This is a genomic window from Methylacidiphilum sp. Yel (genome assembly GCF_004421185.1).
GTDB lineage: Bacteria > Verrucomicrobiota > Verrucomicrobiia > Methylacidiphilales > Methylacidiphilaceae > Methylacidiphilum.
Genome location: NZ_LXQB01000011.1, coordinates 17,712 through 43,957 on the forward strand (window position 1 = coordinate 17,712; position 26,246 = coordinate 43,957).

The 26,246-nt window shown below is 40.2% G+C and carries 22 protein-coding genes and 1 pseudogene; 13 read left to right on the forward strand and 10 right to left on the reverse strand.

What is annotated here, in order from left to right:
* Positions 1-16 precede the first annotated feature (16 nt).
* The 6 genes from yidC to A7Q09_RS01810 all read right to left on the reverse strand — a co-directional run bounded on the left by yidC (position 17) and on the right by A7Q09_RS01810 (position 4,252).
* Positions 17-1,792: a membrane protein insertase YidC gene (yidC, locus tag A7Q09_RS01785; RefSeq protein ID WP_134389610.1), complete on the reverse strand. Its 1,776-nt coding sequence runs from the start codon at positions 1,790-1,792 to the stop codon at positions 17-19.
* 106 nt (positions 1,793-1,898) lie between these two features.
* Positions 1,899-2,165, reverse strand: a complete 267-nt coding sequence (yidD, locus tag A7Q09_RS01790; RefSeq protein ID WP_134389611.1) for a membrane protein insertion efficiency factor YidD — start codon at positions 2,163-2,165, stop codon at positions 1,899-1,901.
* Positions 2,162-2,521 carry a ribonuclease P protein component gene (gene rnpA, locus A7Q09_RS01795; protein WP_244228454.1) on the reverse strand — a complete coding sequence of 120 codons (360 nt, stop codon included), beginning with the start codon at positions 2,519-2,521 and terminating at the stop codon, positions 2,162-2,164. The genes yidD and rnpA overlap by 4 nt, the downstream gene beginning before the upstream one ends.
* A gap of 64 nt (positions 2,522-2,585) precedes the next feature.
* Positions 2,586-2,759: a 50S ribosomal protein L34 gene (gene rpmH / locus A7Q09_RS01800; RefSeq protein ID WP_134389613.1), complete on the reverse strand. Its 174-nt coding sequence runs from the start codon at positions 2,757-2,759 to the stop codon at positions 2,586-2,588.
* 38 nt (positions 2,760-2,797) lie between these two features.
* Entirely contained in the window at positions 2,798-3,874 is a 1,077-nt protein-coding gene (locus A7Q09_RS01805) for a polyprenyl synthetase family protein (RefSeq protein ID WP_134389614.1), read from the reverse strand.
* A 150-nt stretch (positions 3,875-4,024) separates the two neighbouring features.
* On the reverse strand, positions 4,025-4,252 hold the full coding sequence (locus A7Q09_RS01810; protein WP_009058904.1) for a PUR family DNA/RNA-binding protein: 228 nt from the start codon (positions 4,250-4,252) through the stop codon (positions 4,025-4,027).
* Positions 4,253-4,401: 149 nt separating this feature from the next.
* Between A7Q09_RS01810 and A7Q09_RS01815 the strand changes: the two genes are divergently transcribed.
* The 5 genes from A7Q09_RS01815 (at position 4,402) to A7Q09_RS01835 (ending at position 8,524) form a co-directional block, all read left to right on the forward strand.
* A complete protein-coding gene (locus A7Q09_RS01815; protein ID WP_134389615.1) occupies positions 4,402-5,619 on the forward strand; it encodes a hypothetical protein in 1,218 nt (405 codons plus the stop codon).
* A 49-nt stretch (positions 5,620-5,668) separates the two neighbouring features.
* Positions 5,669-6,343, forward strand: a complete 675-nt coding sequence (locus tag A7Q09_RS01820) for a MotA/TolQ/ExbB proton channel family protein (RefSeq protein ID WP_134389616.1) — start codon at positions 5,669-5,671, stop codon at positions 6,341-6,343.
* Positions 6,344-6,378: 35 nt separating this feature from the next.
* Entirely contained in the window at positions 6,379-6,801 is a 423-nt protein-coding gene (locus tag A7Q09_RS01825; RefSeq protein WP_134389617.1) for a biopolymer transporter ExbD, read from the forward strand.
* A gap of 13 nt (positions 6,802-6,814) precedes the next feature.
* Positions 6,815-7,387, forward strand: coding sequence for a peptide deformylase (def, locus tag A7Q09_RS01830; protein WP_134389618.1), 573 nt, complete (start codon positions 6,815-6,817; stop codon positions 7,385-7,387).
* Positions 7,388-8,074: 687 nt separating this feature from the next.
* On the forward strand, positions 8,075-8,524 hold the full coding sequence (locus tag A7Q09_RS01835) for a hypothetical protein (protein WP_134389619.1): 450 nt from the start codon (positions 8,075-8,077) through the stop codon (positions 8,522-8,524).
* On the opposite strand, the pseudogene tnpA reads toward A7Q09_RS01835, so the two are convergent.
* The 3 genes and pseudogenes from tnpA to A7Q09_RS01850 all read right to left on the reverse strand — a co-directional run bounded on the left by tnpA (position 8,483) and on the right by A7Q09_RS01850 (position 10,098).
* A pseudogene (gene tnpA / locus A7Q09_RS01840) lies at positions 8,483-8,872 on the reverse strand (IS200/IS605 family transposase). The gene A7Q09_RS01835 and the pseudogene tnpA overlap by 42 nt on opposite strands.
* Positions 8,873-8,980: 108 nt before the next feature.
* Entirely contained in the window at positions 8,981-9,271 is a 291-nt protein-coding gene (locus A7Q09_RS01845; RefSeq protein WP_134389620.1) for a glutaredoxin family protein, read from the reverse strand.
* A 29-nt stretch (positions 9,272-9,300) separates the two neighbouring features.
* On the reverse strand, positions 9,301-10,098 hold the full coding sequence (locus A7Q09_RS01850; protein ID WP_134389621.1) for a chlorite dismutase family protein: 798 nt from the start codon (positions 10,096-10,098) through the stop codon (positions 9,301-9,303).
* Between the two features lie 136 nt (positions 10,099-10,234).
* On the opposite strand from A7Q09_RS01850, the gene lptB reads away from it, so the two are divergent.
* The 8 genes from lptB (at position 10,235) to A7Q09_RS01890 (ending at position 24,384) form a co-directional block, all read left to right on the forward strand.
* On the forward strand, positions 10,235-11,218 hold the full coding sequence (gene lptB / locus A7Q09_RS01855; protein ID WP_208526659.1) for an LPS export ABC transporter ATP-binding protein: 984 nt from the start codon (positions 10,235-10,237) through the stop codon (positions 11,216-11,218).
* Positions 11,219-11,308: 90 nt separating this feature from the next.
* On the forward strand, positions 11,309-13,288 hold the full coding sequence (locus A7Q09_RS01860) for an ATP-dependent helicase (protein WP_244228455.1): 1,980 nt from the start codon (positions 11,309-11,311) through the stop codon (positions 13,286-13,288).
* Between the two features lie 12 nt (positions 13,289-13,300).
* Positions 13,301-16,786 carry a DNA polymerase III subunit alpha gene (gene dnaE, locus A7Q09_RS01865; RefSeq protein ID WP_134389622.1) on the forward strand — a complete coding sequence of 1,162 codons (3,486 nt, stop codon included), beginning with the start codon at positions 13,301-13,303 and terminating at the stop codon, positions 16,784-16,786.
* Positions 16,783-17,865 carry a 3-dehydroquinate synthase gene (gene aroB / locus A7Q09_RS01870; protein ID WP_134389623.1) on the forward strand — a complete coding sequence of 361 codons (1,083 nt, stop codon included), beginning with the start codon at positions 16,783-16,785 and terminating at the stop codon, positions 17,863-17,865. Before dnaE ends, aroB begins: the two co-directional genes overlap by 4 nt.
* A gap of 302 nt (positions 17,866-18,167) precedes the next feature.
* Positions 18,168-18,665, forward strand: coding sequence for a DNA-processing protein DprA (locus tag A7Q09_RS01875; RefSeq protein ID WP_244228459.1), 498 nt, complete (start codon positions 18,168-18,170; stop codon positions 18,663-18,665).
* Positions 18,666-18,785: 120 nt separating this feature from the next.
* A complete protein-coding gene (locus A7Q09_RS01880) occupies positions 18,786-19,010 on the forward strand; it encodes a hypothetical protein (protein WP_134389625.1) in 225 nt (74 codons plus the stop codon).
* A gap of 99 nt (positions 19,011-19,109) precedes the next feature.
* Positions 19,110-21,683: a DNA topoisomerase III gene (locus tag A7Q09_RS01885; RefSeq protein WP_134389626.1), complete on the forward strand. Its 2,574-nt coding sequence runs from the start codon at positions 19,110-19,112 to the stop codon at positions 21,681-21,683.
* Between the two features lie 331 nt (positions 21,684-22,014).
* Positions 22,015-24,384 carry a phosphoketolase gene (locus A7Q09_RS01890; protein WP_134389627.1) on the forward strand — a complete coding sequence of 790 codons (2,370 nt, stop codon included), beginning with the start codon at positions 22,015-22,017 and terminating at the stop codon, positions 24,382-24,384.
* Positions 24,385-24,403: 19 nt separating this feature from the next.
* Here A7Q09_RS01890 and A7Q09_RS01895 read toward each other — a convergent pair whose 3' ends face one another.
* Positions 24,404-25,933, reverse strand: coding sequence for an MFS transporter (locus A7Q09_RS01895; protein WP_134389628.1), 1,530 nt, complete (start codon positions 25,931-25,933; stop codon positions 24,404-24,406).
* Positions 25,934-26,246: the final 313 nt, after the last annotated feature.

Sequence of the window (26,246 nt, forward strand, 5' to 3'; positions counted from 1 at the left end):
CCTAAAATGAATGATTTTATTTCAATAACGAAATTTTATGAGAGGCTTTGTGCTTCTTAACCCGGTGTAAAACAGGGAGAGGTTTTTTCAAATTTCGATAAGTTTGTACAATTGTTACTAAGTTATTAACTGTCCAGTAAAGTGACAGAGCCGAAGCAAAATTATAGAAAAATACAAGGAAAAAGACAGGCATCCATTGAAAAACTTTTAATTGAGGATTGTCTGAAGCTTGAGGAGTCATCCGAGACAGAAGAATTTGTGTACCAACCATTATTAATGGCAGAGGATTAATATCCAAATTAAGCATCGACAAATGATAAACAGTATCTGGTTGCGTTAAATCTTTAATCCATAAAAAAGATTGGTTTCTTAATTCGACGGAACCCTGAAGCATTGTATAAAAACCGATAAAAATGGGTACTTGAACTAGCATTGGTAAACAACCACCAAGAGGATTCACTCCATATTCTCTATAAAGCTTCATCATTTCTGCTTGCATCTTATCAGGCTGGTCTTTGTAGCGTGCTTGAAGTTCTTTGAGTTTTGGAGAAAGCGCTTGCATGGCTTTCATATTGCGGTTTGCGCTTGATTGTAGCGGCCAAAAAATCCCTTTCAGTAGTAAGGTAAATAGAATGATGTCTAAGCCATAATTAGGGATGAAAGAGTGAAAATGGACCATGCACCACACCAAGGGTTTCACTACCCATCCCCACATCCCATACTCCATGACTTTTTCAATATGATCACCAAGTTTGTGAAGTCGGGCATATTCTTTAGGGCCACTATAAACTTTAAACTGAACGCTTAATATAGAGTTTGGTTCTAAGGATAGCTCTGAAAAACGCGCCCAGGCTTTTAGACCTACCGGTATACGGCTTTGGCCTTGCTGTTCCAAAGGAAATTGGGAAAGCTCCACAGGGATAGCTTCAATTTGAAAGGGAGGAAGACTCGATGGAGGAATAACAACAATGGTAAAATATTGGTTCTTAACAGCGGCCCAACGGAGAGATTCTGTCGGACTAGTAATAACGGTTCGAGGACCTCTCCAGTAAAACAATCCTAAGAAGCCTGCAGGATTGAAGTCTGGAAGGCCAATGCGACCAAATCGAGCTCCCTTGAGAGTGAGCCAGTTAGCTGCGAGAGTCTGGATCGCATCTTTGGCATGGATTGGAGAAGCTAAACCTATATTGAGTCTTGATGCTGGAAGATTTACGGAAGCTGAAGATTTATTGACAAGCCTCTGTTCCATAATAATCTGGTAATCTTGACCAAGAGTAAAAACCCTTTCCAAGCTTACTCCTCCAGAAAGATCTCTTTTAAAAATGACTTTCCCCTCTTTAGTTTCGGATTGATATCCACTAAGATGATACTTCCCATCCCAACCAGAAAGATTCAGTAGAGGTTCTTCATCAAAACGATTTAAAAGAATGTTTTCTCTTCCCTTTGGACCTCGAAAAAAGTGCTCTTTTAGTTCAATATTTTGAATTGCTCCTCCCCATGAAGTCAAAGCCACACGAATTTTATCGTTTTCAAGATAACTTAGCGTTTCTTTTCCAAGAGCAGGTGATTTTTCGAAACTTTCAAGGGGACTTAGAACCGGGCTTTCCTCATGATCCTTAGGAGCAGGTGCGTTGGTGGAGAGCTCTTCAGAGGCAGAAGACTGTGGAAGCGAAGAAGGAGATTGCTCACTCTGAGTTGGTTGGTTCCTAACGTAATGATATTCAACGTAGATTTGCCAAACCAAAAGCAAAACAAGACAAATGCCAAAACCAATCCAACCTTTTTTGTCCATAACAAATAGTTTGTTAATTACTAAAGAAAAACCAAGATTCCTTTCTTCTATCGATATTTACAAGAGATTTTTCCATTTTAAAAAAAATTTCTACTCTAGATGAAACTTATTTTTTTATCCTGATTTTTTTCTGAGAGATTTTTACCTCATCGGGAACAGGATCCCATCCTTTACCTCCCCAAGGATGACATCTCAGCAACCTTTTGGATGCAAGTAATAGCCCTACTATCACCCCATGTTTCTGTACCGCCTCTTTGCAATACTGAGAACAGGTTGGATGATACCGACAAACACCATAAATTCCAAGGGTTTGACGAATCGAACTTAGGCCGTATCTGTAAAAGGATAAAAGAAAAAAAATTATTTTTTTCATACTCTATTAAAAAAATGTATCGCTTTTTCGCCTAATTCGATCATATCTTTTTTCATTTCTTTAAAATTTGCGGTCAAAATCCTTTCTTTTGCAATCCAACCAAAGGAGTAGGGCACAAGCTTAAAGGGGGCGTGTTGTCTAAATATCTCCCTCATTCTTCTTTTAATAAGATTTCTTTTGGCAGCTCCGCGGATCTTTTTCGAAACAGCAAAAAAAACTTTAGGAAAAGAATCGATTTCTCTTGGTAAAAGAAAAAGGATAAAAAAAGGAGAAGAAAACTTTTTCCCATGAGAAAAAAAGAGGGCAATTTCGTCTTTTTTTTTAGCAATGAATCGCCTCGGTAATTTATTGTTCAAGCCGGTTGAGCAACCAAAATAGACCATCAAATATACTAAAAGCTAAAACGCTCGGAAAAAAAAATCACGAAGAAGTGTGACGACTAAATTTTCTTTCTGTGTTTTTAGGGACTAACCGCCATCTCCCTTTTTTTCTTCTCCTTTTCAATATTAATCGGCCACCTTTAGTCTTTGAACGATTTAAAAACCCATACTGTCTTTTTCTTGTCCTTTTGGAGGGTTGGTATGTCCTTTTCATAAGATCCTTCCCATTTTAACAAATTAAAAATAAATACACTATAATACTGACTGGGCATTGACAAGTTCTGCTAAATGCTTTCCTAAAATATTGCCCACATCGAGCAAATATTCTTTCTCATCACTTTCTGGTAAGTGATCTAGCTCTTTTTTCCCTTGCTCAAGGAAATTCATAGCCGTCTGAAACGTCTTTTGGAGAACTCCTTCCTTTACGATCCATAATTGAATTTTTTCCCAATCTTCAGAGACGCCATTTTCAAAAATTTCGACAATGGTTCTTTTCATTTCCTCGGAGCCTTGTTGGTAAAGATAAAGGATCGGCAAAGTCAACTTCCCTCCTCCTAAATCTGTTCCCAATGTCTTTCCCACATTTTCTTCATTTCCGAAAAGATCCAAACAATCATCATAAATTTGATAGGATGAACCTAGTGCTTGGCCATATCTGCCCAAAGCTTCGGAAATAGATTGGGAAGCCGAATTCAGTCTTGCGGCAAGTTCACATGGAATACGAAAGAGTTCGCCTGTTTTCATTTGAATGATTTTCAAATATTCCTCTTCCAATAAATTCCAATCAAATCGTCTTCTTGTCTGAAGAATCTCTCCGCTGCAAACCACACAGACACCGTTAGCCACACTTTTAATAATGTCAGGATGCAGCCGACAACATACCTTAAGAGCCTGTGCAAACAAACTATCACCAAGAAGTACTGAAATTTCTGAACCCCATCTGGAAGTCACCGAAGGAAGTCCTCGACGCATAGAAGCCCCATCAAGGATATCGTCATGGACAAGAGTCGCCAAATGGATCATCTCAACAACAACTGCAAGATAAAGATGATCCTCAATTATTCCTCCACTTCCCTTTGCAGAAAGCAAAACAAGAAGAGGCCTAATTCTCTTGCCTTCACTCTCTAAAACATAGCGAAAGAATGGAACAACACCCGCATCAAATTCTTCCGCTTGGTTTAAAATTTCCCTGTCTATCCAGCCAAGATAGTCTTTGAGTTGACTTGTCAAATTATGAAAAATATCCGGTTTTGATGCAATCGGTTTTGCATTGTTTTTAAATATTGTCATCTTTGCTTCATTGTTGCGGGCGATCTTATTTTCGATCATAAACAGCAGCCAGCGCCACTGATATCTCTAGTAAAATTGCCCATCAGTTTTTCTCTTTTAAAGAAAAACCATAAGATAAATACAAGCCGTCCCCTTGCGTCAAGTTGGTTAGCCTAACAGCAATAGCAGCTTTCAAACCAATTTGACCCTTTAGGCCGTTGCATTGGAAGAATCCTTACAAGCATCGATCATGGAATCGAGTGCTTTTCTAAATTCTTCCAATCCAGGTGCAGGAATGATAATTGCATCCCTTCTTCCTCTTACATCTTCAGTAATTCGAAGAAACCTCCCCCTTCCATTTTCTTTTAGATCAAAGAAGAAGTTCTTTCTTTCAACAGTAATTTTTTCACTTTTTATGTTTTTTTGCTCGCCATCCATTTCTAGAACTCCTCGCTGGTTTTAGAGTAATGTTTAAAACGCCTATTTGTCAAATCCTCGTTTTTGATCTTTAAAAGAAACCGTTTATACTTTGCCTTTTCTCTTTTAATGTGCAAAATATTTTTTTGTGCCATAAAGCATCGTTTATTGTGACTAAACAAAAATCACATCTAAGAGGTTTCCTTCTCCTTTCTTTTGTTATTCATTTGGCTATTACTTTATTTCTAGGATCGGGAATTTTAAAACAATTTTTTCCAAAAACTCCTCCTCCTGATTCCCCACCACCAACCTTAACCATGCTTGAAATGGTCCAACCTGAAAGTTTTATTCCTACCGAAGAATGGCAAAAAACAGATCATCCTGACCCCCACGCTCTTCTTCAATCCGATCGTTCCACCGCTTTAAGGAGCCAAGAAGCTCCGCAAAAACCGGACTCTCCTCTTCCTCAACTTTCGGGAGATCCCCGCTCATCAATGAGCTATATTGATCAGCCTGCCTCAAGGCCTTCCCCTCCGAGGCCTAGCGGCCGATCCACTCCAGCTCAAAAACAAGCAGTTCCCACAAAACAAATAGAACAAGAAAACCAACAGAATCAAGCTTCTTCAAACAATGAAGCCAAAATGGAAAACAAATCCAAGCAAGAGACTAAAGAAAATCACCTCCAGAAAGACAATCAAAAACTGACTACAAAATCTGAAGAGCCAACCCCTACAGAAAAACCTTCCGAAGACAACCCCTCCAAAGTGCTAGAAAAACTTCTCAAAGAGATTAACAAACCATCTGAAGAGTTTTTAAAGAAAGAAGATCCAAATGGAGATCCTCTCATGCCCTTTCAGAACAAAACTCCCAAAGAGCCAGCAAAAGCCACCGAAAAGGAAACTTCAAAAAATGCAACCGCAGCTTCTACCACTTCCAAACAAACGGATCCTAGCCAACCCAACTCTTCTTCCCAATTTAGTCCTCCCCCCAATCCCCCTCCTTCTCCTGAATCCTTTGAAAAGCATAGAATGCAAATCTCCGGAGGACGTACAGCTGAACTAGGGCCTGTTTCTCCCTCTGCACGTGAAACCGAGCTTGGTCGATATAAAGCAAGACTTTATCGTGCTATTGGCTCCAGATGGTACTTAGAAGTAGAACAAAATATGGGGTTGCTTGCCATAGGCTCAGTCAGAGTTCGGTTTTATGTCCAATCCGATGGTACTATAAGCAGTCTCCAAGTTATCAGTGAAGATGGCATAACCGAAGTTTTAAGATCAATATCTCTTGATTCTATTCGTTTATCGGCCCCTTTCGGTCCTTTTTCTGAAGCCATGAAAGGACAGATTGGAGATGGATTTTGGGAAGAAATTACCTTTACCATTTACTAATAGAAGAACAGTGCTATTTTTTTTGAATAATATCGCTTGAGGAGAGCTTATGTCGTTTGCCATCTCTTTTAACTGGAACCAACTATCATCTTATTTTGCCATAAAGAATTTTATCGAAGGAAGCGGTCTATTCATCTATCCAGTCATTCTGTGTTCGATTATCGGACTAGCAATCATTCTTGAAAGGTCCTTTTCTTTACGTCGTTCGAAAATTATTCCAAAGAAATTAGTCAAAGCCATTGAAGAGCTTGGCTGGGGAGAAAATCCCGAACGCATAGAAAAACTTTGTCAGGATCAAAAGTCCACTTTGAGTCGGCTCGTTTATCTTTGTCTACAAAATATGACTTGGTCGAAATTCGAGAATTCTGAAGCTCTTCAAGTCAAAGCCCGCTCTGAAATAGCTCAATTGGAAAAAGGATTAGTTATTTTGGAAATTATTGTGGGAATAGGCCCTTTGCTTGGCTTGCTAGGCACCTTATCGGGACTTATTACTATCTTTGGTAATGTCGGAACCCATGGCATGGCAACCCAAGGAGCGGCAATAGCTCATGGAATTTCTGAAGCTCTTCACACTACCCTTGCAGGATTGGGAATTGCGGTTCCCTGCTTAATTGCTCACAGTCTTTTTTCTAGAAAAGTTGAAGCTTATGCTGTTGAGATGGAAAATATTTGTTCTGAGCTTTTAGCAAAAATTTATACGGAAGCCCCTACCCCTGAATATTGACAGCTTCAAAAATATTTTTTTCTATAACAAAAAACATGGAATTCAGACCTAAAAGTAATCGAAGACCGTTAATTAACTTAGTTTCTTTAATCGACATTCTATCCATTGTTTTGCTCTTTTTTGTCGTAACGACAACTTTTCAAAGAGAAGAACCTGCCGTTAAAATCGATTTACCTAATTCAGTTCGTTCCAAACCAATAAGATCCGATCTTCCTAAAATTATCTTCGTTACCGAAGACAAGAAAATCTTTCTAGATAATAAACCTGTAGAACCCGAGCATCTCGGAGAATTATTGAAAAAAACAATTACCGAAAATCCTGACACCAAAATTGCCTTAAAAGCAAGCAAAAATGCACCTTTCGAAATAATCATCCAAGTAATGGATGCAGTCAAATTTGCAGGAATCCCAAATTTACCTACATTTACTGCAGAAGAGGATAAAACCAACCGGAATTAATTTTGTTTCCATTATGATATTAAACCTTATACTCTACGATAATCCGATTCTGAGAAAAAGAGGAAAGGCAATCGAGGCCTTTGATCAACAGCTTAAAGATTTAGCTTCTGACATGCTTGAAACCATGGCCTTTTACAAAGGGGTTGGGTTAGCCGCTCAACAGATAGGTAAAGCCCTTCAGTTTGCCGTGGTTGATGTCAGCAACTCTAAAATTCCTTCTTCCTTGCTTATTGGCGGAAAACCTGTTCCAGTCGAAGAGCATATGCCGCTTTTTCTTATCAATCCTACCATAAAATACACTCGATCCAAAGAAATAAGCAATGAAGGATGCTTAAGCTTTCCAGGGCTTCGTATTGATGTTCCTCGGTCGAAAAGAGTTGAGCTCAATACCTACGATCTTAATGGGAAACCTCTAAAATTTGAAGCCGGTGGTTTTCTTGCCATTGCTATTCAGCACGAATACGATCATTTACAGGGAAAACTTTTTATTGATTATCTTTCAGCTGAACAGAGGAAAACAATCAAAGAAGACCTCGAAAAAATCAAACGAGGAGAACCTATTCTATCCAGTAAGGATAAGGAGTAATTAAAACTTGTAGCGACACCGAAGCAAATAGAAGCATGATTTTAGGCATAACTGTCATTCCACTTTGTCCATTAGCCCTGCCAATACACCTCGCCTTCTAATTCAAAATAGTAGAACTGATCCACCCATGGCTGAAGCCAGGGGGGGCTAGGGATGAGATACGCCAATTCCTCGCGCCCCTCCTGCTTGCTTGAGAAGCCAATCGGTACGACGTGCCCGTTCTCATCGGCGGCTGGCATTCCCTTTCGGCGGCCGCCCCGCGCTCAGTTTCTTTAAGCTGTTCCTCGAAGTAGCCGATACCGCAAGGAGGCGATCCACCTCTTAAGCGCCTTTCTCTTCACTGTCCAGTCCTCATGGAAATTGTCCGGGTTGGTTGCCCGGCGCAAACGGCCAAACACGCTCTCTGGACGGGCCTAAGCTTGCGGCAGGGCTGCTCTACCCTAGGGAAAAACTTCTCCTGGTAAGCTGCGGTCTCCCCAACGATCGAAACTGTAAAAGAGCCGATATCAGGGCAAGCGTTCTCCTCATCGCGCGCCTGCCGGGTCTTCGCAGGCGTCGTCCCCTTCTGGACGAGCGGCACCTACCAGCGGTCCTGGCCCCGGATCCTCCGTCGAATGACACGGCAGTATTTCGTCTCGGAGGAGAGTGCGGCGGCTTGCCAGCCGTCGCGGTCCCTGAGGATCGAACATGGCTGGGATCGAAATGCCCTTCCACTCGATCTTGCCGACACGGAAATGGATCGCTGCCGCGTTGCTTTTGCCTTCGATCGAGTGGAGGCTCGCGGTATCCCTTGAAGCGAGGCCTGCCGCGCAGTCCTACGGCGTACTTCTGAATGGCGTAGAAGGCACGCTTGTCCACTGTCTGCGCTTCATGTGGACTGAGGTGATCGCCAGTCGCACAGCCGCGTCGGCAGGCGATCGCGAACCGCTCGAAAGCCGACTGCTTGAAGTCGAATCAGTCGATAATCTCACGTCTGAGCGCAGTGCGCTTCCACGCTTGTGGCTCGCGGCTGGCTCGCTGCCAGTCTTGGCTCTTGCGCATGAGAGCCAGCACCCGGAGCGACTCTCACAAGACAGCGCCTGTTCCCGATTCTTCTCAGACATTCTTTTGCTTCTCGATGTATCGTTTGATGGCTGAAAGGGGAGTGCCGCCTACGGTGGACACGAAGTACGAATTCGACCACAACGTCGGCAGGCGGCTCCTGAGCCACGCGAACTCCTGCCGCAGGAGCCGTGATGACCGACCTTTCATCTGTCGGATGAGCCTATGAATCCCATACTGCGGATCCACTTCGACAAGCAGATGAACGTGATCCGGCATGATCTTTAATTTGAAAATCTCCGCACGACGCTCCGCCGCCATGTCCTGAAGAATCTTCTTCAGCCGCACGTCGACCCCCTGAACGAGTACCGGCCGCTACTTCGGCGTCCACACGACGTGGTACTTGCACGAGTAGACCACATTTTTATTCGTTTTGTACTCCACTCAGCCATTATAAGACACATGGATGTATAATTCAACCCCTAACGGGAAAAATCCTAACCTGCCTTATCCCCATGGCTGTTGCCAGGGGCAGGCGGCGGCCGCATTTGGTCATTTTGATCCCTTATCTCCTGTTTGTTTCTCGGGTATGTCTTTTATCCCTTTTTTGCGAAAAAAATCCAAAAGTTCTTTTCCTCCAAAATCGGCAAGAACTTCATCTTCCCATTCCAGTGTAGGAGCTCTGGATTGCTCAGAAATCTTTACCATCCGCTGGTAAGATTCCCTGTCTTTCAAGACGTCGATACGCTGGTAACGAATGCCAAACCTTTTTAAAAGATCTTCAGCTTCCTCACACCAAGGACAGCCTTCTTTTACGTAAAGGATGATTTTTGGCTCTTTCATGCATTTTTAAAACTTTCTTTGGTTGCTTCTTATCTTTGAACTCTTTTTATTGCTTCATTTAAAGACATCTGCAAACCACAATAAAACGAACCGAACTCTGCAAATTTAGCGCTCACTGGATCAAAACGCATTTCATAAACGATCGACTTAATATCATATGGATCATTTGCATATAAGCTTACCGCCCATTCCCAATCATCAAGCCCCGTAGATCCAGTGATATACTGAATGACCCTCCCACTATATTTTCTGCCTACTGTCGCATGGCCTTTCATCAACTCCTTCCTCTCTTTAAATCCAAGAGCATACCAATTTTGACCGCTTTCTCTTTTTTTCCTCATTGGATAAAATGAGAAAAAGGGATAATCAGGCAACGTGGGATACAGCCGAACCGTGGTGTAATACTCCATAGCTTTTTCAAAAGCACTCATTCGGTTCAAAAAATCCTCTGTTCCGGGTTGAATGCCAGAAGCAATTAATTCTTCTTCGAACTCTTCTCTTGTCGTAGTATATTCGGATTTTTCTGTCATCGAAAAAAAAGAATAATGAAGGTTCCAACCATCTAAGCTAAAAGTTTTTGTAAGACTTTTTTCAAACTCCTGCATTTTATGCAAATCAGGTCCTAGAATCATAAATCCAATGTCACAATGACACAGCATACAAAAAGTTGCGATTTGAAAACCTTCTTCCTTTTTCATTCGGTCAACTATAGAACCGATTTCAACTTCAAAATCTGGATGAACATGCCCATCTTTTCTTTTCCAATGATCAATCGAAAAGAACAAATGAACAACAAAAAGCCCTTCTTTTGCCTTCAATCTATTCATTTAAAAAAACTCCTTTTTGGATTGCATAATACTTGGTAGAATGCATTGTATCTATGGCATAATTACATTTTTTTGAGCAAAAAATAGTATTAGAAAGTATCACTTTCTAAATGCTAATTCAGCTGCCTTTTCCATAATGAATACAAAATATAGTGGGAATAGTTCTCCTTCATCTCCCAACGAGCTATCTAAAAATCCAAATGGTCTTTATATCAATACCATGCGTTCTCATTCCTTAAGTGAGGCCTTAAAAACCTTTAAACAAAAAACCCAACTCCCCTCCCCTTTCTCTTCCAATGCTTCTCCCTTATCTTTAGAACAACCACGTCAAACTCTCTCTTCCAAGTCCACTACTCAACTGGTCTCCAAAGGTCCATCCTCCAAAGGAGTAAGTGGTGAAGCCCTCATTAGATCTGTTCAACTGGTGAAAGAATATGGTGGAAGAAAAGTGGTTAATGGAGTGGATCTTGTTGTTAACAAAGGAGAAATTGTAGGGCTTTTAGGTCCTAATGGGGCAGGTAAAACAACCACCTTTTATATGCTTGTAGGCTTAGTGACGCCAACAAAAGGAAAGGTATTTATTGAAAATGAGGACGTAACAAAAATGCCGATGTATAAGAGAGCTAGAAAAGGATTAGGATATCTTCCTCAAGAAGAATCGGTATTTAGAAAGCTAACGGTAGAAGAAAATCTCATGGCTATTCTTGAATTTTTGGATATATCCAAGGAAGAGAGAATGCATCGGCTCGAAGAACTTATTCGTGATTTTGGGTTGGAGAAAGTAAAAAAAACCATTGCGATGTCTTTGAGTGGAGGGGAAAAAAGGAGGCTCTCTATAGCAAGAGCCTTAACAACCTCCCCTTCGATTTTACTGCTTGACGAGCCTTTTAGTGGAGTCGATCCACTGGCTGTTTATGATCTGCAACAGCTTGTCTTAAGTTTAAAAGAACGGGGCGTTAGTGTGCTCATAACAGACCACAATGTCAGAGAAACTCTATCCATCGTTGATCGTGCTTATCTTATATATGAAGGAAAAGTCATGAGCCACGGCACAAGTGAATTTTTAATCAACGATCCTATCACAAGAGAACTCTATCTTGGTCCTCGATTTAGCATGTAAAATCTCTTCCTTTGCTATTTTTTACCAATAAAAAGTCGAATTGTACTTTATTGTTTTCATTCTTATATTTCTTCATTTCCAATAGGAGAGGTGCTTAGAAGAGGTTTTTTAAAAAACCCTAAGTATTTTTTCCATACAAAACTACAAAAAGATAAAGAAAAGAAGCCTGTGATCGATTACGAATCTGAACTCAACGAAGAACAGAGAAAAGCGGTAACCGCTCCACTTGGTCCAATCCTAGTTATTGCAGGAGCTGGAAGCGGAAAAACTCGTACTTTAACCTATCGGGTTTCCTATCTGATCGAAAAACAAATCAAACCCGACCATATCCTTCTAGCCACTTTTACCAATAAGGCTGCTAGAGAAATGCTCCACCGAGTTGATCGGCTTGTAAGAACAGATACCTCCAAAATTTGGGGAGGTACTTTTCATCATCTTTGTAATAGGTTTTTAAGAAATCACGCTACAGCCATAGGTTTCGAGCAAAACTTTACGATCCTAGACAGGGAAGATTCCCTAAGTCTATTGTCTGAATGTATTCAAGAACTGAATATAAAGCATAGTGGCAAACTTTTTCCTTCTCCAGAAGCCCTGCTTGAAATTTTCTCTTTATCAGTCAATAAAGTAAAGCCTCTTTGGAAAATCATCGAGGAAGCTTTCCCACATTTTTCTACTTATGCTGAAGACATTTCAAAGCTTCAGAAACTCTTCAACGAACGGAAAAAAAAGTCTCAACTTGTAGATTATGATGATCTCCTATCCTATACGGTAAAACTTTTTCAAGAAAATGAAAAGATCTGTCGCTTTTATCAATCTTATTTTGAATACATTCTTGTTGACGAATATCAAGATACCAGTCGGATTCAAGCAGAGTTCATCGATATGCTCGCTCAACGCTTTCATCAAGTCATGGCGGTAGGAGATGATGCTCAAAGCATTTATTCCTGGCGCGGTGCAGAAATTGAAAATATCCTTACATTCCCTAAAAAATACCCATCAGCTTTAGTCGTTAACATAAAGACAAACTATCGAAGCACACCCGAAATTTTAGCTTTAGCCAATGCAGCCATAGCAGGCAATCAGTTCCAATTTCCAAAAGAATTAAAAGCCATTAGGAATAGTCTCAAAGAAAGCAAGCCGCTTCTGCTCAGCTGTTCAACGGCTTCTACTCAATCAATGGAGATTGCAAATCATATCGAAAAATTTAAAGCCCAGGGCATCAATTATAACGAAATCGCTATTCTCTATAGAGCACATTTTCACGCATTAGAAATCCAACTTGAATTGACCCGCAGAAAGATTCCTTTTGAAATCACTAGTGGCATCCGTTTTTTTGAACAAGCTCATATAAAAGACATTTGTGCCTTTTTACGATTTTACATCAATCCATACGATGAAACTGCTTTTAAACGAATTGTAAAAATGTTTCCTGGAGTTGGACAAAAAACGGTGTCGAAACTTTGGGAAGAATATATAACTATCACCGGGTCAATAGAAAAACTCAGCCCTCCCAAAGTCTCCTCAAAGGCATGGAAAAATTGGTTAGACCTCCAAAAGATGTTAGCATCTAAAGAGTATGAAAATAATCCTTCCAAACAACTCGAAGCTGTTCTTAATGGAGTGTATATGGAGCATTTAAAAGTCCTTTATGACAGCTATCAGAGAAGACTTGAAGACATTGAAGGGCTTATTAGTTTTGCTTCCAATTACGATGCCACCGAAGACTTTCTTTCCCAGGTTTCCTTGTTAACAGGAGTGGATACAGCCCAGGAGGAAAAAAATGGGGTACGTTTAAGTACGATCCATCAAGCCAAAGGATTGGAATGGAAAATAGTTTTTTTGATTATGCTGTGCGATGGACTATTCCCTTCAAATTATTCTTTAAAGCATGCAGCACTCCTTGAAGAAGAAAGAAGACTTTTTTATGTCGCTGCAACACGAGCAAAAGATCAACTTTTTCTATGTTATCCCTGCAGTAGGTCTTTTAACTATCGAGAAACTCTTTATCTCCCCTCACGTTTTGTTGAAGAAATCCCAAAAAATCTTTTGGTCGAAGTAAAACTGCCTTAATCTATTGCTATTATGAGTGAGGGCTTTGTTCATCTCCATCTCCATTCAGAATACAGTCTTCTTGATGCATCTGCTCGAATCAAAGATATCGTCAACAAAGCTAAAGAGTTGGGCATGCCAGCGGTAGCGCTCACTGATCATGGAAATCTTTATGGGACGATCGAATTTTACAAAGCTTGCATTCAAGAAAACATCAAACCCATCATCGGCTGTGAAGCTTATATAACTGCTGGAAGCCGCTTTGACCGCAAAGGCAGTAGAGAGAAAATCTACCATATTACTCTTTTAGCTAAGAATCAACAAGGGTATAAGAATCTTTTAAGACTCATTTCTTTATCTCATCTAGAAGGATTCTATTACAAACCCAGAATCGATCGGATTCTGCTTAAAGAATGTGGCCAAGGGATTATTGGTACGAGTGGCTGCATGAATGGAGAGATTCCACAAAAGATTTTGGAAGGAGACATCAAAGCGGCTAAAAAGCTTGCCGAAGAGTATAGCCGTCTATTTGAACCCGAGTGCTTTTATTTAGAAATACAAAACCATGGCTTAAAAGAAGAAGCCACAATAAGAGAAGTGCTCGCCGATTTTTCTAAGAGTTTGGGACTGCCTTTGGTGGCTACTAATGATGTCCACTACATGGAGCAAGAAGACGCCCAATACCATGATGTTTTACTCTGTATTGGAACAGCCAGCCAGATCAATGACACTAAAAGAAAGAAATACCCTTGCGCTGAATTTTACTTCAAATCCCCCCAACAAATGGAAGAGCTTTTTAAGGAATATCCTCAAGCTCTAGAAAACACTTTGACTATAGCCAACCAATGTGATGTTTTCATTGAGTTAGGTAAAAACCGGTTTCCTGCCTATCATCCTCCTGCTCCCTATAGTCAAGAAGAATATTTAAAAAAGCTCTGTTATGAAGGCTTAGAAAAAAGATATGGCGACAGGAACCTAGAGGAAAAGGAGAAAATAAAAGAAAGATTGGATTATGAACTGTCCGTTATAGAAAAGACAGGTTTTTCGAGTTATTTTTTAATAGTCTGGGATTTTATCCATTATGCCAAAAAAGAAGGCATTCCTGTAGGTCCAGGCAGAGGCAGTGCAGCAGGTAGCCTAACAGCCTATATCCTAGAAATCACTGATATTGACCCTTTAAAGTATAAATTGGTCTTCGAAAGATTTCTCAATCCACAAAGGGTTTCACCTCCTGATATTGACATCGATTTTTGTTATAACCGCCGTTCAGAGGTTATTGATTATGTCAGAAAAAAATATGGAGAGAGATCTGTCGCCCAAATTATCACTTTTGGGACGATGGGAGCAAAGATGGCGGTAAGAGATGTAGCTAGAGTGCTGGGTCTAAGCTATCAAGAAGCGGATCGTATTGCCAAGATGATCCCAACTGACTCGTCAATGACCATAGAGAAGGCCAAAGAACTGAATCCGCTCCTCCAACAACTCTATGCTCATGATCCACAATGCCAAGAAGTTCTCAATATCGCCTCCAAACTGGAAGGATTAACTAGACAGGCTGGTGTGCATGCAGCTGGGGTTGTTATTTCTGATGGAGATCTGCTGGATTTTGTCCCTCTTTCTCGCGGAGATAATGAAGAAATAGTGACTCAATGGTCCATGGAACCTATTGCAGAAATCGGACTGCTGAAAATGGATTTCTTAGGGCTAAAAACGCTAACTGTCATTTCTGAATGCTTGGAGCTTATAAAAAAAAGCGGGGAAAATCAAACACTTGATCCAAATCGTTTTCCCCTTGATGACAAGAAAACATACGAGCTTTTGGGACTTGGATGGACCGTAGGGGTATTCCAGCTGGAATCACCGGGTATGGTTGAGCTAGCTAAAAAACTTAAACCAGGAAATATCGAAGATATCATCGCTCTAGTGGCTCTTTATAGACCAGGACCAATGGAAAATATTCCTGCCTATGCTGAAAGAAAGTTAGGCAAGGTGCCTATAACCTATGACCATCCTCTTTTAGAACCGATTCTAAAGGATACCTACGGGGTTATGATCTATCAGGAACAAGTCATGCAAGCGGCTAGCGTTTTGGCTGGTTATTCTTTAGGAGAATCAGATCTTCTGAGAAGAGCCATGGGCAAAAAAAAGCCTGAAGAAATGCGAAAGCATCGCAGCCTATTTGTCAAAGGATGCAAGGAAAAAAACAACATTCCTGAAGAAAAGGCCAATCAGATTTTCGAAACGCTGGAAAAGTTTGCTGGTTATGGTTTTAATAAAGCTCATAGCGCCTGTTATGGTTATTTGGCTTATGTTACTGCTTATCTCAAAGCAAACTACCCTGTATTTTACCTTTGTACGCTTTTATCTAACGAGTTAGGAGATACCGAAAAAATCTCCCAACTTGTTTCCGAATGCAGACGAATGGGTATTGCCGTTTTACCACCCGATATTCTCAAAAGCGAGGTACGCTTTTCAGTAGAAAATGGAGCGATCCGCTGGGGACTTTCAGCAATTAAAAACGTAGGAGAGTCTGTTGCGGAAGCAATAGTACGAGCAAGGAAAAAACATGGCGATTTTGCTTCCCTGTATGAGCTGTGTGCGCATCTTGACTGTCCATTAAATAAAAAGTTTTTAGAAAGTCTGATTAAATCTGGTGCGTGTGATAGCCTTAGAAAAAGTAGAAAAGAATTGCTTGAGAGTCTTGGAGAGGCAATGGCTCAAGGAAACAAAACTTCCAAAGAAAGGTTAAGTGGCCAACAGTGTCTTTTTGAAGAACCCAAAGAGAACAATCCTAAGGCTTCTGAAATAGCCGAAGAGTATCCACTGAACCTTCGGCTCCAATGGGAAAAGGAACTATTAGGAATCTATTTAAGTGGTCATCCAATTGATGAATGGATGCCTCTGATCAAATTATTCCAACAAATCCCAATTTCCCAGCTGCAAGAGCTAGCGGATAATACTCGGCTTTACATCCCTGGAGTTATCACTCAAATTGAGAAAAAGACTTCCCAAAAATCCAAAAAACCCTATCTGAAGCTTATGCTCGAAGATCAGACTGGACATATCGAAGCCATTCTTTTTTCCGACGCATTCCAAGCGACTTCTACCAATGAATGGGGAGCAAAGGCTTTTATTGTAGATGCTCAGATAAATAAAAAAGAAGAAAGTATTTCGATTCGATCTTCACATCTTTTTACTATAGAAGAAGCTATTGAGCACTTAAAACCTAGGCTTTTTTTGACCATTGCTGAAGAAAACTGGACTCCAAACCACTGGAAGAAGCTTCACGATATTCTTTTAAAGCATCCAGGCAATACCCCTGTTGTATTAAGGTATCTAACAAAAGAAGTCGTATGTGAAATCGCCACCGGCGAAACCTTTAATGTTAATGTTTTGCCTTCTCATCTGCCTTCCCTTTTGCAGGAGTTAACTGCTCTGCTCCCTCAAGATTCCTTAAAACTGAAATTTAATAAATCTTCTTACGATCATTCCAAGCAAAGCTCTCTTCCCTACTCATGAATAACGAAAGTCTTATTATAAGGGTATCGACTCCAAGTAGAAACTACTTGGTTCGGATAGGCAGAGGCCTCCTACAGTCAAGTGGTTTGCTTGCCTCCCAATTAGGTTTGGAAAACCGAGTCGTTCTTTTACATGACGAAGCAGTCAAAACTTATGCCCTGCAAATAATCGATTCACTGAAAGGCTATGGCTTCAAGCCTGGGATTATTTCTATTGCTTCGGGAGAAAAATCAAAAAGTTTTAGGACTCTAGAAGCAATTGTCAAAAGGCTTGCAGAAATGAAGTTGGATCGCAAAAGTACACTACTCGCTTTGGGCGGTGGTGTTACAGGCGATCTCGTTGGATTTGCTGCTTCTATATTCCTTAGAGGAATATCTTTCATTCTCATTCCTACAACCCTTTTAGCAATGGTTGACAGCTCTATTGGAGGAAAAACAGGCATTAATCTTCCTCAAGGGAAAAATTTAATTGGCTCGTTCTATCAGCCACTTGAAGTATGGATCGATCCTGAAGTTTTGCATACGCTCTCGCCAAGACTCCTCAGTGCAGGTATGGCTGAAGTCATCAAATACGGGATGATTGCTGAAGAAAAGTTGCTGGAGGAAATTGAAAAAAAAGAGGAAGCCAATCTCCTCGATCTGATAAAAAGAAGTGTTGAAATCAAAGCAAAAATAGTAAGCGAAGACGAACAAGAAAAAACTGGGAAAAGAGCTATTCTCAATTTTGGCCATACTCTAGGACATGCCCTAGAAGCAGCCAACCAGTATAAAGATCTTTTGCATGGTGAAGCCGTTGCTATCGGAATGCATGCTGCCTGCTTGCTCTCCAATTGGTTATTGTCGTTTCCACTTTCTTCGATTGAAAGATTAAAACACATTTTGCGATTATACTCTTTACCTCTGATCGCTAAGGGGTTTTCCAAACAAGCAATCCTCCATGCCCTTGCTGTAGACAAAAAAAGAGTTCAAGGCGTTAATTCTTGGATTCTCCTTCAGTCTATTGGTTTTCCAGTTATTAGCAAAGAGGTAAAAAAAGCCGATATTGACCGCCTACTAAAAGAAATCCTACAAGGGAGCTAATCGAACTGTTGGCATGAACAATGATTATTATATAAAGTTCGACTTTATCTTCGATTTTTACAAATCCCGGCAATAGGATCCGGAAGCAAAAATCATCACCGATTGTGGTGGCATTGAAAATGTTTTTCAAGACTACATCAAAAGAGATTGTTGAAAAATGTGGTTTAAGCCAAAAAATCACTCAGAAAATTTTCCTGCCTATTGATGAATAGAAGATTAATGAGAAAATCAATTAGTATAGGAACCTTGGCATAGAGGCAATTTGTTACGAGGACCCTACGTATCCTTCGGTACTTAAAGCTATTGATTCTCCGCCCTTAATGCTTTATTGCAAAGGACAGATTCCAGAAAAACGGAACTGTGGTATTGCCATTGTGGGAAGCAGAAATCTAACCCCTTATGGCATCCAAATAGCTAGAAGACTCGCCTATCAAATTGTTAGGGTAGGATTTGGTATCATTTCAGATGGTGCTTTGGGTATAAGCTACCCACGCTCAACTGTGAGCTCTGTGGCTGCAGAGGGAATCACATGGGCCATAATGGGTTCAGGACTGGGTTGGTTTCATCCCCCTCAAAAGAATCTTGAATTATTAGAAAAGGTCATGAAAAAAGGATTGATCCCTAGTGAATTTCCTCCTGGAACAGCACCTAGCCGATCTACTGTTCTTCTCAAAAATAGGATTATTAGTGGCTTATCTATTGGGGTGATGGTGAAAGCTGTCCAGGGACGTACCTCCCTTTTAACTGCTCTCAATAGCTCTGGAACAGGGCAGACAACTTTTTACCGTTCCTGGTCGTAGAGACAATCTCTTTGCTTTTGGCCCCAATCAGCTTATCAAAAAGGGAGCAAAGCTTGTATGTGCCTTAGAGGATATTCTTGAAGAGATTAGTTATTCTTAGAGATTAGTTATCTATCCCCTTTGGTCTATTCGAAGAGAGGGGATAAAGAAAGAGCTTCAAAAATTAAACTTTCTAAGGATGAACAACAGGTGTATCTAGCCATGGAAGCAGAAGAAACTTCTATAGAAGAATTGGTCAGAAAAACAGGCTTAGCTCTTGCTACCCTTTTTTCTGTATTAAATCGATTAGGGACGAAAAAAATCGTTTGTCAACTTCCTTTAAGGCGTTATGACCGGACTTTGTAAAGGGAAAAACTAGAATGGCTCACTTAAATGCTTTTAGATTTCTTGTGTAAAATATTTTAATAAATATCATTGAATAAGCAAAACAAACAAAAGAACGAGATGGGTAAAACATTGGTTATTGCAGAGAAGCCGAGTGTGGCTCAGGATATTGCCGAAGCTTTGGGAGGTTTTCCTAAAGGACGGCATGCGGTTTATGAAAATGAAAAGATGGTGATTAGTTCAGCAGTCGGACATGTCGTTGAACTCTGTCTGCCTGCGGAAATGGATGTTCGACACAAAAAATGGTCTTTGGTTAATCTCCCCATTCTCCCAGCTTCCTTTTCCTTAAAACCGATAGAAAAATCAAAAGAAAGACTCGATCTTCTGGTTTCCTTGCTCCACAGAGAGGACATTGATCTGATTATCAATGCTTGCGATGCCGGAAGAGAAGGAGAGCTTGTTTTCAGGTATCTCATTCGCTATGCGAATGTCAATAAGCCCATACAAAGGCTCTGGCTTCAGTCGATGACCAAAGAAGCCATTATCGAAGCTTTTAGAAATCTAAGAGCACTAAGTGAAGTAGAGGGATTGGCCTGTGCAGCAGTATCAAGATCAGAAAGCGATTGGCTTATTGGCATAAATGGAACAAGGGCCCTTACAGCCATCCATTCCAAATCCAATGGATTTAGGTTGACTTCCGTCGGTAGAGTGCAGACTCCGACTTTAGCAATGGTTGTAGCGAGGGATAAAGAAATCCTTCAATTCAAACCACAGACTTATTGGGAAATCGTGGGAACATTTCGATCCTTTCAAGGAGAATATAAAGGGAAATGGTTTTTAGAAAAAAACTCTCAATCAGACAAAGCAGACAATCACCCTGAACGGCTATGGAATCAGGAACAATGTCAGAAAATTGTGGAAAAATGCTTAAACAAATGGGGGAATGCCACTGAAGAAAAAAAACTTTCCTTACAGTCTCCTCCTTTACTCTTTGACCTCACAACACTTCAAAGAGAAGCTAATTATCGTTTAGGCTACAGCGCCCAGAAAACCCTACAGATTGCGCAATCCTTATATGAAAATCACAAACTGATTACTTATCCTCGGACGGATTCCAAATTTCTTCCCGAAGATTACGTCGAGAGAGTTAAGGAAGTGCTGAAAAGTCTTTCTAATGAATCATTTCAAGCTTTTGCTAAAGAAATCTTAACTCATGGATGGGTGAATCCAAAGAACAGGATCTTTAATAACCAGAAGGTTTCCGATCATTTTGCTATTATTCCAACAACTAATACCCCCAAATCCCTCAATGCTAGTGAGGAAAAAATTTATCAACTTATTGTAAGAAGATTTCTGGCTTCCTTCTATCCTCCAGCCGAATGGGATGTAACAAAACGGATTACAATTATCGAAGAGGAAGCTTTTAAAACCGAAGGCAAAAGCCTTAGATCTGCTGGCTGGTTAAAAGTTTATGGAGCCGTAGAATCTATAGAAAATAAAGAGGAAAAGGAACAATCACTTTGCCCAATCGAGCAAGGGGAAAGAGTTTTAGCCATTGCATTAGAAACCGTTACTAAAGAAACAAAACCCCCAGCTCATTTTACAGAAGCAACCCTTCTTTCAGCCATGGAAAGTGCAGGCAATCTTGTTGAAGATGAAATACTTCGGGAAGCCATGTCGAAAAAAGGGTTGGGAACCCCGGCAACCAGAGCTGCAATTATTGAAGGATTGATAGAAGATGGTTATATTCGAAGGCAAAAGGGAAAAGAACTTTTGGCTACCCCAAAGGCATTTGCTCTCATAGAACTGTTGGAAGCCATCAATATCCATACCTTAAGATCCGCTGAACTTACTGGAGAATGGGAATTTAAACTACAGCAGATGGAAAAGGGGAACTATCCTCAAGAAAGATTCATGAAAGAAATCTACCAACTGACCGAATCGATTGTCGAAAAAGTCAAAGCTTTTGGTTCAATCGATAATTTTAGAAAACCTCTTCCCATTTCTACTCCTCAAGGGCATACCATCGAAGAAACCTTATATGAATATAGATCCCATGATAACTCCTTTCGATTGACAAAGTATATCGCTGGACGGCCGTTGTTTCCCAATGAACTGGAAGGTCTGCTTGCCAACAAAGAAATTGGCCCTCTCAAAGGATTTTATAATAAAAGCGGGGATCCCTTTAGCGCCTCTTTAAAATTAGACGACGAAAGTGGTCATGTCAGTTTTGTTTATGAAAAAAAGAATCCACAAGAAAACATCGAAGAAATTATTTCTGAAGAATCTCTTGGGAGTTGCCCTCTGGATCAAGCATCGGTAGTGGAAACAAAAGGATACTATGCCTGTACCAATTTTCTTCAATCCTCGCATAATGGAAACCGCAAGTGTACATTTAGAATAAATAAAGAAATTCTTGGTCAAGAATTATCCAGAGAGGAAGTCCAAAAGCTTCTGAAAGAGAAAAAAACCTCTCTTCTTACCCAATTCCGATCTAAAAAGAGAAAGAAAAACTTTTCAGCCCATCTTGTTTTGAACGAACAAGGAAAGCTCAGCTTCGAATTTCCTGCCAAAGCAAGCAAGAAGAATGGAGCTATTAGCCGATCCAAAACAGGGGAAACTTCTAAAAAAAGGAAATCAGCAAAAAAAACCTCCAAAACTAAAAAGAAGCAATCTCCAAAAAGCAAGAATTAATGACCATCCGCTTCATCCATACCTCCCCCTTAGGTTCTCTGAAAACCTTTTGAATTATGTAATTGAACCACAGGAGGAGCTATTGTTAAAATAGGCTTTAGAAAAGCCAAACGGCTACTTTTTCTCTAATTAGAGCAATGTTCTTTGGTCAACAGCTCCATACCAGAGAATACGTAAGCTATAGAAAGCTTATTAATTAGGGAGTCTAATGGCTCAACGAGGCCGAAGAAAAGTATTCTTTTAGAAACTTATTCTCTCTCTCAGCATTTATTGATATAGAAATTCAAAGAAGCCTCACTTCCTAAACTCTAAAGCTACAGGAGATTTATTTATGTCTGCTGATATCGAAAACATCGATCTGCACATTGAATATTGGAACGCTGCAAATTATCTGGCAGCTGCCCAATTTTATTTAAAAGAAAATCCTCTGCTCCTTGTTCCATTAAGACCCGAACACCTAAAGCCACGCATTCGAGGGCATTGGGGATCAGCCCCGGGATTAAATCTTATTTATGTTCAGCTCAATAGGTTAATTAAAAAAACCAATGCTCAATTCCTTTTTATTACCGGGCCTGGGCATTGTTCCTCGGCGATTCTGGCAAACCTGTATCTGGAAGGGACTTATTCAGAATTTTATCCTGAAATTTCTCAAGATCTAGATGGTCTCACTCTTTTTTGCAGGCAATTTTCTTCCCCTGGTGGAGTTCCCAGCCATGTAAGCGCCATGACGCCTGGATCTATCCACGAAGGGGGGGAACTGGGCTACTCTCTTTTGCATGCTTTTGGTGCCGTATTCGATCATCCTGAGCTTATTGCAGCAGCTGTTGTGAGTGATGGCGAAGCAGAAACTGGACCGTTGGCTGCCAGCTGGCAATCAATAAATTTTCTCAACCCCACTAGGGATGGAGCTGTCTTACCGATTTTTCATGTAAATGATGGAAAACTTTCTGGACCCACCATCTTCGGAAGGATGGAAGATAAAGACATAGCCATGTTTTTTTCTGGCATGGGTTATGAGCCTCTCTTTGTTTGTGGAAACGATCCAAGGCAGGTCCATACGGAACTAGGCATTGCTTTAGAAAAATCCTACGCAACGATTCGGCAGATTCAACAAGAGGCAAAAGAAAAAGGAGTGCATTCCAAGCCCCGATGGCCCATGATCGTGTTAAGAACCCCTGATGGGTGGACGGGCCCCAAAGAAGTGGACGGTGTAAAAATAGAAGGCACTTATCGTTCTCATAGAAGTCCACTGATGGATGCACGAGAAAATCCTGAACATTTGAAACTTTTAGAATCTTGGCTTAAGAGTTACCATCCTGAAAAACTGTTTGATGAATCTGGAAAACTACGAAAAGATCTTTCAAATCTTGCTCCAAAGGGGAGTCTTCGAATGGGTGCAAGTCTCTATGCGAATGGAGGTAGTCTTTTAGTCGATTTGGTTTTGCCTGATTACACTGAATACCAAGTTGGTGTCAAACAACCTGGAAATACCGTCTCAGAACCCACACATGTTCTAGGGAAGTATCTTCGGGATGTGCTTCGAAGAAATCCAACGAACTTTCGTATCTTTTGTCCTGATGAAACGGATTCGAATCGGCTTTCAGCTGTTTTCGAGGTAACAAATCGCTGTTTTGTAGGCAGGACAAATCCAGATGACGATCATCTATCTGCTGATGGAAGGATCATGGAAATTTTGAGCGAACACTGCTGCCAAGGTTGGCTCGAAGGCTACCTTCTTAGCGGCAGACATGGACTGTTGGTTTCTTACGAAGCTTTCGCCATGATTCTTGATTCAATGGCAAGTCAACATGCCAAGTGGCTAAAACTCTACAGGGAAATACCGTGGAGAAAACCTATAGCTTCTCTTAATTATCTATTGTCTTCCCATGTATGGCGCCAGGAATACGATGGCTATACCCATCAAGGCCCTGGATTTATCGATACACTGATTAACAAAAAAGGATATGTAATCAGAATCTATCTCCCACCAGATACAAATACATTGCTTTCTGTCATGGATCATTGTTTAAGAAGCAGAAACTATGTTAATCTGATTATCGCTGAAAAGCAGCCAGCTCTTAATTGGCTTAATATGGAGGAAGCTCGTGCTCATTGTGCCCGTGGGGCTTCTATTTGGACCTGGGCTAGTAATGATGAAGGAAACCCGAATATCATTCTTGGCTGTGCGGGGGATGTCCCAACATTGGAAACAGTGGCTGCTTCTTGGCTTCTACAAAAACATTTTCCTGAGCTTAAAGTCAAAGTAGTGAATGTTGTCGATCTGATGACCCTTTCTCCTCCAGCCTATCATCCTCATGGAATGGATGAACAAAGGTATATTCATCTTTTTAGTGCCACTCAACCTGTCCTTTTTGCTTTTCATGGCTACCCTAGAATGGTCCATGACCTCATTCATGGACGACCTAATCCGGCCAGGTTCCACGTCCGTGGCTTCCAGGAAGAGGGAACAACCACAACCTCTTTTGACATGGTCGTTCTCAATAAGATGAGCCGGTACCACCTGGCCATTGATGCAATCAAATATGCTTTAAAAGGAGTCCCTCATCTCCGAACAAAAGGAGAAAATATGATCGCCTTTTTTGAAAGAAAAATAGCTGAACACTCTGCTTATGTTAAGGCCCACCTGGATGATATGCCAGAAATTAAAAATTGGACCTGGAGCAATCCTTCAGCTAGTTAAAGCTCAACTGATGTTAGGCTTAAGTTTTTTTAATCCTGGCAAACCATATGAAAAAGGTGATAAACAAATAAATAATGGCACAAAACCGGAAGGTATCATCAACCGCTAAAATATAGCTTCTTTGGCTGACTAAATTCCCATAGATTTTTAATGCCTGCATGGAATCAAGTCCCCAATCTCTGAGTCTTTGGAGAAATTCAACCACCTGAGGGTCGAATAAGCTACGGGTTTCAACAAGACGAACTTGCTGGAAAGCAGTTCGATGCTCTAAGAGTGTGCCTAAAAGTCCTCCGCCAATAGAAAAAGAAAAAGTCCTTAGCAAGATACTCTCGTTTATCGCCTTTTGCTGATTGCGCTTCGATAGACCTTCTATACTTATTCGATTGATTGCTGGCAATAACCCAACCATGCCTCCTAACAAGATTTGGGAGAACAGAACTGTCTGAATAAAAAAGGATCGACGATTGAAAAAGTCATAATTACTTGTCATGTAGCAAAAGAGAGAGAGTATGGCAAAGCAGAGGCTGGCTACGGGCCTAGGATCAGAACGATTAGAAAGAAACACAGACAGAGGATAAAGAAAAGGAAGACACAAAAGCATAGGAAGAAGAGGCAGACTAGAAAGAAATGATGTATAACCTAATTGCTGGAGTGCTCCAATAAGCACAGAAAAGGAACCATATAGAAGGCCAAAAGAAATCGGTCCAAGCAAGTTAGCGATGGAAAAGTTAAGTTTTAGAAAATGTCGAACATCAAAGAATGGTTCTTTTTCTCCCAATTCCCAGATAATAAAATAAATGAGAGAACTTATCCCTAAAAAAAAGAAACAATTAATAAAAAATGAATTATACCAATCTTCATCCTGACCCCTTGAGACGACTATCTGGAAGGAGAAAAAACAAATGCTAAGAGAGGAAAGACCAATCCAATCCAAGGGAACGCTACGAGTTAAGTTATTCTTTTTTCTTAGAAGAACAAAGAGTACCCAAAAAAGAATCATATGTAAAAGGAAATTAATTAAGAAATAATCTCTCCAATTCCATCGGAATTCTTGCAGGATCCCCCCAATGGGTGGCCCAAAGCCAAATGTTGTCAATAGAAGAAACCCAAAAAGGGTCGTAACAAATGGCCATTTACTGATCGGATAAAAATCCATCAAAACATATTGACAAAGCATCATCACAGCTCCAGCTCCTAAGCCTAAAGGAAGCCTAAAAAAAAGAAAAAGATAGAAATCAGTTGTTATAGCCAAGATAAAATTACTCAAAATAAGAATGACAATGGCACCTAAAAGCGAACGCGTTTTACCATAAACAGTTGATAACCATGGACTGAGAAACATACCCAAAGCCCTACCAATAAAAAAAATGGTCGAAGTCCACATCGCATGACTTGGGCTTTGGCCTAATTCTCCTACAGCATGCCTGTTAAGCACCGCATAGGCAGATGAGCTGTAAACGGCCAGCAAAAATTCTGTGCTTAGCACAAGATGCAGAAAAAAAAAAGAAACTTTACCCATTTGCTGCCGCAAAGCAGGAATCCTTATCATATTTATAAAAAAATATTATTAATACAATAAAAAAGTTAAACTCTAAAAATGTTTTAAAATATAAATATGTTTTATATTCTATTATTTTTTATAAATATTAGATAATTTTATGATTTTTTACAAAAAAAATTTTTCTAGAATCAAATAAAGTCAATAAGCAAAAATAAAATATTATTATTTATGTTAATATTTTTCTAGAGGCACTGAATTTTTATTCTTACAAAAATTTTTCATTTCAAAAAAAAATTAATAGTATTGAATTTAAGTTTTGATTCTTTAGAAAATATTTAAACCGAAGAAAAAAAATTTTAGA